The sequence below is a fragment of the Nostoc sp. C057 genome (assembly GCF_013393925.1).
Lineage (GTDB): Bacteria > Cyanobacteriota > Cyanobacteriia > Cyanobacteriales > Nostocaceae > Nostoc > Nostoc muscorum_A.
In genome coordinates this window covers 6,564,623-6,577,521 of the sequence record NZ_CP040281.1, presented here as the reverse complement: position 1 = coordinate 6,577,521, position 12,899 = coordinate 6,564,623, and the positions used below count along the sequence as shown (strand labels likewise).

Here is a 12,899-nt window from a genome sequence, read left to right as displayed (position 1 = left end):
GCAATCCCTAAAAGATTTTAAGACATGAATTAATTGCATCTATACTAAAGCCTTGAAAAAAGCTGACTACAAAAGTATAAATGCTCACCAGCTATGGTGAGCATTTAAGTTTATTCCTATATCAAGACAGTTCAGTTAACAATAACTTAAACATATTTTATCAATCTAAGAAAAAGAATCTAAATCTAAAGATTGCATCCCTTCTCGTTCTATAAAGGTCATCATACTTCCCAGCTGCAACCAAACTAATAAACAAGTAAACAAACTAATTGGTAGACCGACTCCTAAAGCCAACGTGGAGGGAAAGCCAAATATCTCTAAGCCTGAAGACAGAAATAGACAAGTCCCGCCAGTGATACCGATAAATGGCACAAGTAATTGTTTTAGAGAAGAACGTGGTTCAGTATTTTCTGCTTTTTCGCTTGGCCAATTCTGCACAATTACTTTCAAAGTGCCAGATAATGCCAAACCAGATGTTAATGCTGTCAAAAAGCCAACGAGTAAGAGGAAATAGGGTGGTTGTAAAGGAAAATAGTACATTATTAAAACTCCTGATTTATAGTTTTTTAGTTTTTAATTGCTGACTGGTTTCCAGTAAAAGGCACTAGAAATGTAGCTTTTGGCAAAATAGCCGCCGCGCCTTCTCTAGATAAATTAGTTAAAATGCCGATCGCTGCATTTAATAAACGATCCGGTTTTAAGTCATCTTTAACTAGGTTCCACAGGCGTTGGACATCTTCGGTGTGGAGGCGGTCATCTTCAGTGAGAGCCAGCACCAGCTGTCGCCGCAGAAACTTGCCTTCTTCCGACATTAAAAATTGGAAACCCATTTGGGCTGTGGGCAATACATCAAAGTTGTTATCGCTACGAGCGATCGCAATTAAATTCTCTAAACGCTGCCACTGAAATTTACCATCTTTGAATAACACATTCAATAATCGCCGCCGTAACTCAGGCGATTCCCCTGTCAGTAACCGCCGTGCTATGTAGGGATAACCCACTTCCACAATTTTGAAATCTGGGTTGAGGCTCAGGGCAATACCTTCTTGAGTCACCAAGGAACGAATAATCAAAGCAAACTTCGCCGGAACTCGGAAAGGATATTCGTACATCAGTTCCGAAAATTCATCGGTAATAGTTTTGAAGTTAAAATCCTTGACATTTTTGCCAATGGCATTTCCTAGCACCGCTTCTAATGCTGGCACTATCGGGCAAATATTTGTGTCTGGAGTCAGAAATCCTAATTTTACGAAGTCTTCGGCTAAGTCGGTATAGTCTTTATTCACCAAATGCACTAGCGCATCTACCAGTGTTTCTTTGGTGTTTTCTTCCAACTGATCCATCATGCCGAAGTCGATATAAGCCATCCGGCCATCGGGTACAGCAAATAAATTACCCGGATGGGGGTCAGCATGAAAGAAGCCGTGTTCTAGGAGCTGTTGCAATCCTGAAGTCACGCCAATTTGGATAATCGCTTCTGGGTCTAAACCTGCTTCGCGGATGCTCTTAGTATCCGTCAGCTTGAAGCCGTTAATCCATTCCAGGGTTAAAACGTGGGTATTGGTATAACGCCAGTAAATTCCTGGAACTTTAACTTGTGGGTCGTTACGGAAATTGCTGGCAAATTTTTCGGCGTTGCGGCCTTCATTTATATAGTCGATTTCTTCAAATAGCTTCGTGCCAAACTCGTCCACGATTAAAGTGAGGTCGTGACCGAGATTCAGAGGCAACCAAGGAGCTACCCAACTCGCACCCCAGCGCAATAAATAGAGGTCGCGGGTAAGAGTTGGGCGTAAGTTTGGGCGTTGCACCTTCACTGCGACTTCTTCGCCACTGATTAGACGACCACGGTATACTTGACCCAAGCTAGCTGCTGCGACTGGGTGAGGTGAGAGTTCGCTAAAACATTCATCAATTGGACGATCTAGCTCGGTTTCGATAATTTTGTAAGCGATCGCATTATCGAAAGGTGGTAACTGATCTTGTAACTTGATCAGTTCTTCTAGAAAATCTTTACGTATTAAGTCAGGTCTGGTGGAGAGGGCTTGACCAACTTTAATAAAAGTCGGGCCGAGGCGGGTGAGCAGTTCTCGCAACTGGATAGCTCGTTTACCCTTGTTCTGCTCAACTTTGTCTTGCCATTCGTCCCACTTGAGACTGATTATAAATACTGCAAAAGAGGAGATAATTCTCAGCAGTCGCCCCCAGGCTAGCCAAGGACGGTAACTATAATAGCGAGCGATCGCATCTGGATTATAGAGCTTTAGCTGAGTAGGTTGATACTGACCCACGCCTTTATTTGCCTCTTCAACTGAAAAATTTACAATGATTGTTTCTCTACTAAACCCACAAGTTAGTTGTAGGCAAAAGATAGCGGTAGTTTTTTATCTGAAACAACTCGAACTCTGCCTTTCTGGGGTACTGTTCGAGACAGTTTTAGCCTAAATTACTTCCTAGATTTGTTTATCTTTTTCTTAATTATACTTTATAAAACTACAACTACTTATCCATCTTTTCGATGATTTTATCTTTTCTTAACCTTATTTTATATAAATATAAATATCTACCTGTATCTGTAAATTTGGTTAGGATATGAGAAATCCGTAACCATGTTTGCTTTCAGCTACACATCACAGTAGTAAGTAGATAAACTTAAATTAAACATAAACCTCTCAGGATAAGGATTCACGACTTATGTGGGAAAGTCATGAATCTTGATATTATGTTTATTTATACCTATCGAATTAAGTGAAAATTATCAGGTTATATGTGTAAAAAATAACTGTTTAAGTAAAATCGATTTTTGTAAGAGAGTGTATATTAAGAAGCTTTTTGAATAATAAAAATTAGAACGTTAAATACAACTTTGGTAATTGGTAGTGGTTTTACCACAATTACCAATTACCAACTTTTAATTATCATCTGCTGCTATTTAGATTTGGCCTCCAAGTTTTCTAAACGGCTTCTCAATTCCTGGTTTTGTTGTTTGAGTTGGTCGAAATCTTCACGCAATTGACGGAGGGTTTTTTCTGAACCGATGTTCTTTTGCACCTTGGAAATTTCTTCTTCAGCATTGCGACGGACACGCCCATCGGCTGTTTGTTCAGCTAGCGATCGCAAAATTCCGACTGCTTTAGGTGTTTCCATTTGTCCCAATGCTGCTGCTACCGCCACTTGCGTTAAAAAGAAGGTTTCTTTGGCTAGTTCTGCTAGTTTTTCTAAAATCCGTTCCAAATTAACCGGACTTTGACCTACAGAAATCTTTCCTAAAGCGCGAATTGTGGCTAAACGTAGAGGTTGTGGTACACCGATTTTGGTGTATTCGAGTAGTAGATTTAAAGCTGCTTCCGAGGTTTTGAATTCAGCTAAACCAGCGATCGCACCACTCCGCACTACTTCATTCCAACCCGCCTTTTCTTCTAAAATGCCCTTGAGTTGCTTTAGTACCTTATCTTCCTTGGGTTTTTCTTCCAAGTTTGCAGATGCGATCGCGCCAATCACACGAGAGGCTGCTGCTTCCACGTAGTAGCTAGGATCGCCCTTTTGCAACAACCCTCTTACAACTTTATAGCTTTCAGCAGTTTTGATTTGAGCAAGTGCTTCCACTACAGATCGTCGCACGTAAGCATTTTTATCTTTTAATCCCAGAACTAAGCCATCAAAAGCTTGGTCTAAATTAATTTTGGCTAGTTGTTTTGCCACTTCCACACGCACACCCCACAATGGGTCATTTTTGAGGGACGCAGATAGTGCTTTTGTTGCTTCTAACCCGCCTTTTTTCGTTAAAGCTTCTGCTGCATAGATGCGCGAAATTGGGTTGGGATCAGATTCTAATTGTGCTTTTAACTCTGCTATTGGATACTCTAAAGCTACTGTTTTTAGGTAATTATTCTCAACATCAAAGCTGATATATTGGGGCTTATTTTCTAGGGGAAAATAGAAACTTTGTTCTCGTTCGTTTACCCGTACTACAAAGATTTTTAGTTGTGAGTTAGGAGTTGTGAGTTTGGAATTATTTTTAACTCCTAACTCCTCACTTTTGACTTCTGGTTGGGTATAGCCAAAACCAATAGGTATTTTTAAATCAAACAAATCCTTACTGCTATTGTTACCTTCAGCAGCTTGGGTTTGAGTTACCGTAATTTTTGCCAACTTAGCATCTCCATCCCAAGAGTAAGCTACCTTGAAATCGGGATGGCCACCACGATAAACGTATTGGTCAAAGAGGAACAAAAGATTATGTCCAGTAGCTTTTTCAATCGCCCTGAGTAAATCTATAGTTTCTACAGTTTTGTGGGCATTATCTTGGACAAATGTTTGAATAGCCTGCCAAAATAATTCATCTCCCAATTGGGCGCGAATCATGTGATAAACACAAGACCCTTTTTCGTAGATATGGCGATCGTAAAGTTCAATAGCTTCGCGGTAAACATGTGTTACCATCGGGCGACGGTAGCGGCTGCTATCTTCACTAATGTAACGACGAGCTTCTAAAAAACGATAGTAAGCTGCTTCTTCTAGACTATATTCCTGTTCTGTCCACATCACCTCAGAATAGGAAGCCATTCCTTCCTTAATCCAAGCATGAGACCAATGCTTAATCACCACCAAATCACCAAACCACTGGTGGGCGAGTTCGTGGACGACTAAACTTTCGGTGTTGCGGTTATCTAAAGCGGCGCGTTCATCCAGCAAACATCTATCTGTTAACAAGGTTGTGGAGGTGTTTTCCATCCCGCCAAAGATGAAGTCATCTACACAAACCTGAGCATATTTCGGGAAAGGATATGGATAACCATACTTTTGGCTCAAAAATTCGATCATGCGCGGAGTTTTGTCCATGCTGCGTTTAGCATCTTCCTCCCGCCCCTTTTCTACGTAGTAGGTGACTGGTTTACCCTTCCACTCATCCTGAATTTCGGCAAAGTCACCTACTGCCAAAGTCATCAAGTAGGTAGGATGAACTTGTTGCTGTAACCAATGGTAGATTTTATAATCACCATCTTCTATGGTGTCAATCAGTTCGCCGTTGGAAATCGCCACCAGAGGGTTGGGGACACGAACGCGAATTTCTGAAGTAGACAATTGTCCTGGATAGTCAAAACAGGGGAACCAAAAGCGAGAGTCTTCGTCTTCTCCCTGAGTCCAAACTTGAGTAGGCTTGTTTGGATAGTGCTTATCTGGTTGGATAAAATAAATGCCGCGTTGTGGTTTTTCCACCGAGTAGGCGATCGCAATCAGCAAGCGTTTACCAATCTGAGTCGTCTCAGAAAGTTGGATAGAAAGCTGTTCCCCATCGTAGTCAAAATTTTGTGGCACATCGTCCACCTGCACAGACTCGATATTCAGGTTGACAGCATCCAAAGTCAAACGGTCAATGCCATTACGGATTGGCAAGAGGCGAATGCTACAACTGCCCTGATAGCTTTTTTTAGGGATATCTAAGCTGAGATCGAGAAAAATATGCTCCACCTGTCCGGGGCGATCGGGATTGTAGTGTGGTCTTGCTCCCGGTAACTCAAAAGGTTTGTGTCCGTTATTATCTGTATCAAAATAAGACTTCGACATTGATCCTTACTGACCTTGTAATCCTGAAAAGTCTGGCTTGGCTAGATGTAATTAAGCAAAATAGCGGTATCTGTATTTCCCAAATCAATAGGGCAGTATGGGGGTTAAGATTCCCATTGGGGATTGGAGGATTGAAATTAATCTCACCCAAGTTTCCGAAGATCGACTATCGATCCTGGGACTTTTTTCCATATCCCTCCCGCATTTCCTTTTACTGATGTTTTGCACTTTTTTGTCATCGAGTCAAGTGTCTCTTGCACCTCGATAGATTCTCATTAAGTACAAATACTCCTAATTGTTCTTATAACTTAGGATAACTTGCTGCTGTTGAGCAGGCTATTTTATTTGAGATGAACAGCATATCATTTGCGGATTCGCTCCTCATTCCCTTGGAGTCTTTTTTAGGGTAATTATTTGAGACTGCTAGCTTATAGGACTACTAATTTTATCAGTAAATACCGATCGATGAGCGGAAATTATTAATAAATCCGAAAACTCTACAGTGACACTTGTATAAATCTCGGTGACAATCTGAGCAAAAGAGGATAATAAAATGCCCGAAAGTAAATCAAAGTTTTTCATTCCTGCGGTTGGTGCTGCTCTCGTTGTAGCAGGAAGTATCGCGGCTTATATGTATTTGAAAGGCCCATCAGGAAGTAGCTCAGACGCTCTCGGCAGTGCCAAATTAGTACCTTCAACAGCATTGATGGCAACTTATATTACTACTGACCCTCAAGCTTGGGCAAAGTTACAGCAATTTGGCACTCCAGAAGCACAAAAGTTAGTGGCAAAAGGTCTGGAAGATTTCAATAAGCAAATGTTCAGTGACGGTAACGTTTCTTATGAAAAAGACCTAAAGCCTTGGGTTGGTGGTGTGATGATTGCTGTACTACCACCAAATTCTGTGAAACCTGCACAGCTAAAAGTGCCCTCCGGCGCACCTAATGTACCAACAAATTTACAGCAGGAATCAAATATCCTGATAGTAGTGGGAATCAAGGATAAAATCAGTGCCTTGAATTTTGCTAACAAATTGAAGTCACAGAAAGGGGTGAAATCCCAAGAATCTGACTACCAAGGTCAAAAAATTCTTGAAACTACAGAAAATGGCAAACCGACATATAGCGTAGTTTTAAATAATAGTCACTTGATATTAGCCCCCGAAAAGCAAGCTGTAGAAAAAGCAATTGACACCTTTAAGGGACAGTCTTCTTTTGCCAGTAAAGAAGGTGCAAGTAGCATTCTCAGTAAAGGAGTGGATGTTAAAAATAGCCTCGCCCAAATTTATGTACCAGACTATGCAGGTATGGTACAGCAGTTAACTGCCGGAAATCAGCAAGCAAAGCAGTTACCTCCACAAGCCTTGGCGCAACTGAAGCAGATCAAATCTGTGGTAGCGGGTGTTGGTGTTGATGATGCGGGAGTGCGGGTAAAAGCGATCGCTAATTTAGATCCGCAGCTGAATAAATTCCAGTATCAATCAAGTCCGGGAAATATAGTCGGGCAATTTCCGACTGATACCTTTGCTCTGATTAGCGGCAATGGCATCAGCCGTGGCTGGGAAACCTTAGTAGAACAGTCAAAAGATTATCCAGAAATGAAGCAGGCCCTGGAGCAAGCACGAGGACAAGTGAAAATTGCCAATATTGACCTGGATAAAGATATTTTTGGTTGGATGAATGGGGAATTTGCCTTTGGTGCTATTCCATCCAATCAAGGAGTGTTAGCCAGTGTTGGTTTTGGCGGTGCTTTAGTATTTGACACTAGCGATCGCAAAACAGCCGAAGCCACCTTGACAAAATTGGATACTTTGGCCAAAGTACAACAAATCAACATTGCCAATAGAAATATTGGTGGTAAAGACGTAACTGAATGGCAAATCCCTAAACAGGGAGCTTTATTGGCGCATGGTTGGCTGGATCAAGATACTGTATTTGTGGCTCTTGGTGGCCCAATTGCTGACGCAATCAGCGATCGCAAGAATCAATCTCTTAATAATAGCGACGCTTTCAAAGCCGTTACTGGTTCTTTGCAAAAGCCCAACGGCGGCTATTTCTACTTGGATATGGATAAAACTAAAACTGTGCCCCTGGTCAATAGTTTAATTTCATCTGATGCCAATACCATCACCATCCTCAATTCCATTCGTGGTCTTGGTTTTACTGCTAATAGCCCCGATAAATCCACCAGTGAATTAGAGATGTTGTTAGCTCTCAAGCCTTCTGCAAAATAGGAAATTGGGCACAAGGGGCAGGGAGCAAGGGGGAGAATTAAAAATTATCTCTTTCCCTTCTACTCCCTGCTCCCACTTACAACACTTCATGATTCCGAGATTCCAATGTCTGGCTCAGTCTATCCAACGCCCCAGTCAGCCTTTGCTGAGCTATGACATTAGCGTCTGATGGTAGGGATTCTACGGGAACATCCTCTTGCCTCTTCAATTTTTGTAAGGTGCGAATTGCTACAAGTAAGATCAAGGCAATGATTAAAAAGTCAATGATTGCGCCAAGAAATTGACCGATCGCAATTCCTGGGCCTATGGCGATTGTTCTCCATTCTTTGCCACTCACGCTAATCAAAGGGTTAATCAATGGCATAATCACATCCTCAACAAAGGAGGTGATAACCCCGGCTGAAGGCAGTACCGATGATGACTGCGATCGCTAAGTCAATTACATTGCCTTTGAAAGCAAATTCTTGAAAATCCCTTAAAAAGCCACTTGTTCTTCTTGCTCTTGCCATACTTGAGACTCAATAAGTTAGTTGTAGTCTTTTTTTATATGGCACTCAACTTTTTTCCCTCTCTGTTGAGATAGATTTTGTCAATCTTCAATGAAGTGTATAAATTGGAGAACAGTATGATTCTCTGGAAAAACAAATCACACCAAAATTTTCCATATCAAAATTCCATGACATCGTTATATAATTCAATTCATTTCTAGACTGCCGTCCAGCAATTATGTCATAAGTAAAAAAGCTGTGAACGCAAATTAATTTATGACTGCTACTGTAAAAACTACTCCTGGCTTCGCTTCCCGCTTGGTAAATGGCGTACTGGCAATCAAGCCTTTAGCCAACCTAGCCAAACATCAAGCCCGTCAAATGATGATTAAACGTGCGGAGAGAATTGGCGTACCTTGGACGCAAGAAGTCGAAACACTACAAGCGCATGATTGGAAGGCTGATCTAGCTCAAGTACAAAATCCTGAGCTTTCCTACCCAGAATACTATTTGCGGTCATTCCATGCCTACGAAGGTGGAAACCTCAGTTGGAAAGCTGCTTGCGAATTAGAAGTTGCTGCTCGTACTGTCCATGCTGGAATTTGGCAGGATGCTGGAGCAGAAGGAGATGCTAGACTGCGCCAAAGTTACCACGATATCCTCAAAGCGCAAATCCCCAATCAACCCCAAGAAATCCTAGATTTGGCCTGTGGTGTGGGTTTAAGTACATTTACCATGCAAGAAATTTATCCCCATGCCAAAATTACAGGCTTGGATTTATCTCCCTACTTCTTAGCTGTTGCCAATTACCGGGCCCAACAACGCCAAGCTAAAATTAACTGGCTTCATGCCCAAGCAGAATCTACTGGGCTACCAGATGCCTCATTTGATTTAGTCTCAATTTTCTTGATGTGTCACGAATTACCGCAGTCAGCAACCCGACAGATTTTTGCTGAAATGCGGCGCGTGCTGCGTCCAGGTGGCTACTTGGCAATCATGGATATGAATCCCAAGTCTGAAGTTTACCAGAAAATGCCAGCCTATATTTTGACGTTGCTCAAAAGTACTGAACCGTATTTAGATGAATATTTTGCTTTGGATATTGAGCAAGCTTTTGTTGAGGCAGGTTTCCAAACTCCCACTATTACCAACAATACCCACCGTCACCGCACAGTAATTGCTCAGGTGAGTGGTTGATTTTTCTCTACTGCTGTGGTCAGCAATACCACCCTTGCTGCTGCTAGGCTACTACTACTATCGAGTACCATTTGCCCCACCTCTGTTAAAGTTACTGATGTTCTTTGGCATCGGGGCAATATCTGGTCTTTTAGCCCTTAGACTTGAATGGAATTTTGAAACTGTAGTCAATTGGGTTGTAGACTGGGAACGGATCAAGCGATCGCTCCCTGGTGCAATCTTACGGCAGCTTGTAGAAGTAGGTTCAATTGAAGAAGGCTGCAAGTTAGCAGGGGTTGTTGTGCCAACCTACTATTTGCAACGCACGTATCGATTACTTCCCTCAACCGTTTTCCTCTTCACCATAGCCGTTGCCCTTGGATTTACCGCCGAAGAAAACTGGATTTATCTTTTTCACAATACAGGATCAATTCTTGGGCGTACTATTAGCACGCCAGTCCATGCCATGTTCTCTGCGCCTTGGGGATATGCCTTGGCAATGTATATTTCGTCTAAGAATCGGTTACATCAAGACAGGAAGTTCATTCTTTGGGCTTGGCTGAATTCTGTAATCTGTCATGCCTTAGTTAATATTCTATCTAGTGCTTGCAGTTACTCACGAGCGCTATGTTTCCTTAATTATGGTTTATTTCCGTTTTTATTGTGGATGTTTTGGCGACTAGAACAATTACTGCGAAAAGTGCAAGGTAAACCTGTAATTACCCTAATTTCAGAACGTACACCCCAACGCCGTTACTGGCAGAGGGGTTTAGTGCTTTTTGCCCTCGTGCTGGGTGGAAATGCTATTTTTGGGCTGTTTCTCTTAGCCAATAAAATTATTCCTTTGAGTCCGTCAAAGCTTTTGGACAGTTATATTTTGTGGTTTATATTTAGTCGCTTTTTGCTAAATCTCTTTTTTGGAATTTTAGCTTGGGGCATTTATCGCTATTTGCGACATTCCGCCCGTCGTCGGTATTTTTAAAATATGATTTAAGAAAATGCTAGGGGGTTTCTATGCAAACAACTCCAGTGCGTTGGACGACAGATGACCTAGAGTTATTCGCTGGCGATCGCAGAAATCGTTATGAGATTATTGATGGAGAACTATTTGTGACTAAATCACCTAGTTGGGATCATCAATCAAGCTGTGGCAATATTGTTACAGTTCTTAACAATTGGTCAGATGAAACTGGTTTAGGTAAAGCTGCGATTGCACCTGGAATTATGTTCTCAGATTCTGACAATGTGATCCCTGATGTGGTGTGGGCAAGTCATGAACGGTTGAAATACTTACTAGATGAAGCTGGACACCTCACGGGCGCACCAGAGTTAGTAGTAGAGGTTCTCTCACCTGGTGAAAAAAACGAGAAACGCGACAAGGAAACAAAGTTAAAGCTGTACTCAGTGCAAGGAGTTCAGGAATATTGGATTTGCGATTCTATACAGAAGAAAGTTGAAGTTTATCGTCGTGAACAGGCTGCATTAAAGTTAGCAGTTACTTTATTTAGTCAAGATGAATTGACAAGTCCTTTGCTAAATGGTTTCACCTGCTTAGTGAGTAAACTTTTCTAGACTTGGATTCTTTTCGATTATCCTCTTTACTCTGTGTTCTCTGTGCCTCTGCGGTTAAATAAATCACTTTTAAACCGCAGAGAACCGAAGAGAATAAAATAAATTTTAATAATTACGAATTACGAATTATTAAAAATGTCCTATGCCGGGATTTTCAATTACCTAAACTCGTGCTAATACTGGCTGATTCACATCTGCGCTGACTGAATCTGATTCTGACTCCGTACAGTAAATTTCGCAGGAGTTATTGGGACTTTCAATCAGTTTCACTTTGTGAAGTTTAGCCCCCAATTCTTGAATGGGCGATCGCAATAAATTACTAATGTAAAGTGCGATATTCTCAGCAGTGGGCACAATTTCGGCAAAGTAGGGAATGTCTTTATTTAAAAAAGTGTGATCGAATGGTTCAACCACATAATCTTCTATGACTTGATTCAAACCCCCTAAATCGACAATCATGCCAGTGCGTGGGTCAATTTCTCCTTTGACGGTGACTTCTAGATGATAGTTGTGTCCGTGGCCGTGCGGACGGGCGCACTTACCATAAATCTCAGTGTTTTCTTCGTTACTGAGATGAGGATGAGCTAGCCGATGGGCGGCGCTAAAGTGAGTACTGATAGTAAGGTATGCTTCCATTGCGTTTCCTAGATAATCTGCCCAAAGTTCAGGATGTTCAAATAACTGCACACGGACTAAAGGCAAATGCGGTGCTAACCTCTGCCAGATAATCCGGGCAATATTCTCAGTGGTGGGTAAAGTTTGTTGAAATTCTGTCCACGCATCGTTGATATAAGAGAAATCCAATTGACTGGTAACTTCTCGTTTGATTACGTGTTTGACATCAGACAAGTTCAGCACCATACCATACTTATCCAATTCCCCCGCAAGGGAGATAAATAAGACATAGTTATGTCCGTGTCCAGGAAATTTAGAGCAAGCACCAAATTTTTCAATATTTTCGGCTTCACTCAGTTCTGGCAACCAATAGCGATGACTTGCCGAAAACTGGGCGCGGCGATTCACAATACATTGCATGAGTACACTATGAGCAGAATTTAAAATTTCTTAATCTTTTTCTGTTTCCAGCATAAACTAATTTGTTTGTCAGTAGTCATTAGTCATTAGTCATTTGTTATTTGACCATGCCCAATGCCCAATGACTATATAACAGATGCTTGTGCCTCGCAATGTAATCTCGTAGCTATGCGGAATAGTTCTTGACCTGTGTGTAAATAACGCTCATCGTAGCTCAAAGGAAAATAAGCCAACTCGTCAAGTCCATCTGCTACTTGATTGAGGCTGTAATAGAGGTTAGCCGCAGTTCCTGCTAAATTAGGAGGATTCGGCAGAGATCGAAAAGTAATTTGTGCCTGTTTGAGGTCATTTCGACAGGTTTGTAAGTATTCCTGAAATTCATCTAACAACTCATCATCAAAAGGATCGGCAGCTAATTGCTCTATTTGCTCCTCTAGAGAATAGAGAATACCATCAAGTAGATGATTGACTGGTTGATAAACTCGACGCAGCCATTCTTCAACTTGCTCGTCAGCTTCCCGTCCGGTTTTTCGTTTTGTCTGGTAATGCTTTTGCGCCGATGCTGTACGCTGTTGGCGATCGCTATTTAATTTTTGAGAATCATTTTGCAGTTGTTGGTCATAATTGCGGCGATTATGGTTGTCACCTAAGATTTCATAAGCTGCATTGATGAGAATAATCTGATCGCGATCGGCTGTATCCTGATTACTGTCAGGATGAAATAACTTAACCAAGCGGCGATAAGCTTGCTTAATCTCCGCAAGGCTGGCACTTGGACTAACTTTGAGAGTTTCGTAATGGTTAGAAACGTGCTTAGAATTGACCAT

Annotated in this window: 11 protein-coding genes; 4 read left to right on the top strand and 7 right to left on the bottom strand. The window is 41.6% G+C overall.

Annotation, left to right across the window (positions count from 1 at the left end; all coding sequences use genetic code 11):
- Positions 1-165 precede the first annotated feature (165 nt).
- The 3 genes from FD724_RS28045 to FD724_RS28035 all read right to left on the bottom strand — a co-directional run bounded on the left by FD724_RS28045 (position 166) and on the right by FD724_RS28035 (position 5,568).
- On the bottom strand, positions 166-540 hold the full coding sequence (locus FD724_RS28045; RefSeq protein WP_114083765.1) for a hypothetical protein: 375 nt from the start codon (positions 538-540) through the stop codon (positions 166-168).
- 26 nt (positions 541-566) lie between these two features.
- Complete coding sequence (locus FD724_RS28040; protein WP_179074863.1) at positions 567-2,291, bottom strand: AarF/ABC1/UbiB kinase family protein; 1,725 nt, start codon at positions 2,289-2,291, stop codon at positions 567-569.
- Positions 2,292-2,928: 637 nt separating this feature from the next.
- Positions 2,929-5,568: a M1 family metallopeptidase gene (locus FD724_RS28035; RefSeq protein ID WP_179074862.1), complete on the bottom strand. Its 2,640-nt coding sequence runs from the start codon at positions 5,566-5,568 to the stop codon at positions 2,929-2,931.
- 553 nt (positions 5,569-6,121) lie between these two features.
- On the opposite strand from FD724_RS28035, the gene FD724_RS28030 reads away from it, so the two are divergent.
- Positions 6,122-7,801, top strand: coding sequence for a DUF3352 domain-containing protein (locus FD724_RS28030; RefSeq protein ID WP_179074861.1), 1,680 nt, complete (start codon positions 6,122-6,124; stop codon positions 7,799-7,801).
- A 76-nt stretch (positions 7,802-7,877) separates the two neighbouring features.
- On the opposite strand, the gene FD724_RS28025 is transcribed toward FD724_RS28030, so the two are convergent.
- Together FD724_RS28025 and FD724_RS41155 are read right to left on the bottom strand one after the other, a co-directional pair.
- The gene (locus tag FD724_RS28025) at positions 7,878-8,165 is read right to left on the bottom strand and encodes an MscL family protein (protein WP_256874376.1); all 288 of its coding nucleotides are present in this window, start codon (positions 8,163-8,165) and stop codon (positions 7,878-7,880) included.
- A 10-nt stretch (positions 8,166-8,175) separates the two neighbouring features.
- On the bottom strand, positions 8,176-8,310 hold the full coding sequence (locus FD724_RS41155; protein WP_256874375.1) for an MscL family protein: 135 nt from the start codon (positions 8,308-8,310) through the stop codon (positions 8,176-8,178).
- 255 nt (positions 8,311-8,565) lie between these two features.
- Here FD724_RS41155 and FD724_RS28020 point away from each other — a divergent pair, with 255 nt between their 5' ends.
- The 3 genes from FD724_RS28020 to FD724_RS28010 are packed head-to-tail and all read left to right on the top strand — an operon-like array spanning position 8,566 to position 11,037.
- On the top strand, positions 8,566-9,486 hold the full coding sequence (locus FD724_RS28020) for a class I SAM-dependent methyltransferase (protein ID WP_179074860.1): 921 nt from the start codon (positions 8,566-8,568) through the stop codon (positions 9,484-9,486).
- Positions 9,479-10,447, top strand: coding sequence for a PrsW family intramembrane metalloprotease (locus FD724_RS28015; protein WP_179074859.1), 969 nt, complete (start codon positions 9,479-9,481; stop codon positions 10,445-10,447). The genes FD724_RS28020 and FD724_RS28015 overlap by 8 nt, the downstream gene beginning before the upstream one ends.
- Before the next feature lie 32 nt (positions 10,448-10,479).
- Positions 10,480-11,037, top strand: coding sequence for a Uma2 family endonuclease (locus FD724_RS28010; protein ID WP_179074858.1), 558 nt, complete (start codon positions 10,480-10,482; stop codon positions 11,035-11,037).
- 162 nt (positions 11,038-11,199) lie between these two features.
- On the opposite strand, the gene FD724_RS28005 is transcribed toward FD724_RS28010, so the two are convergent.
- Positions 11,200-12,072 (bottom strand): 6-carboxytetrahydropterin synthase, encoded by an 873-nt coding sequence (locus tag FD724_RS28005; RefSeq protein ID WP_179074857.1) that lies wholly within the window; start codon positions 12,070-12,072, stop codon positions 11,200-11,202.
- A gap of 125 nt (positions 12,073-12,197) precedes the next feature.
- Positions 12,198-12,899 carry a J domain-containing protein gene (locus FD724_RS28000; RefSeq protein ID WP_179074856.1) on the bottom strand — a complete coding sequence of 234 codons (702 nt, stop codon included), beginning with the start codon at positions 12,897-12,899 and terminating at the stop codon, positions 12,198-12,200.

Bases quoted from the DNA above. Each gene is read 5' to 3' on its own strand.
- FD724_RS28010 (WP_179074858.1), top strand. From the start codon at position 10,480: ATGCAAACAACTCCAGTGCGTTGGACGACAGATGACCTAGAGTTATTC.
- FD724_RS28005 (WP_179074857.1), bottom strand. From the start codon at position 12,072: ATGCAATGTATTGTGAATCGCCGCGCCCAGTTTTCGGCAAGTCATCGC.
- FD724_RS28045 (WP_114083765.1), bottom strand. From the start codon at position 540: ATGTACTATTTTCCTTTACAACCACCCTATTTCCTCTTACTCGTTGGC.
- FD724_RS28035 (WP_179074862.1), bottom strand. From the start codon at position 5,568: ATGTCGAAGTCTTATTTTGATACAGATAATAACGGACACAAACCTTTT.
- FD724_RS28020 (WP_179074860.1), top strand. From the start codon at position 8,566: ATGACTGCTACTGTAAAAACTACTCCTGGCTTCGCTTCCCGCTTGGTA.
- FD724_RS28030 (WP_179074861.1), top strand. From the start codon at position 6,122: ATGCCCGAAAGTAAATCAAAGTTTTTCATTCCTGCGGTTGGTGCTGCT.
- FD724_RS28025 (WP_256874376.1), bottom strand. From the start codon at position 8,165: ATGCCATTGATTAACCCTTTGATTAGCGTGAGTGGCAAAGAATGGAGA.
- FD724_RS41155 (WP_256874375.1), bottom strand. From the start codon at position 8,310: ATGGCAAGAGCAAGAAGAACAAGTGGCTTTTTAAGGGATTTTCAAGAA.
- FD724_RS28000 (WP_179074856.1), bottom strand. From the start codon at position 12,899: ATGGTCAATTCTAAGCACGTTTCTAACCATTACGAAACTCTCAAAGTT.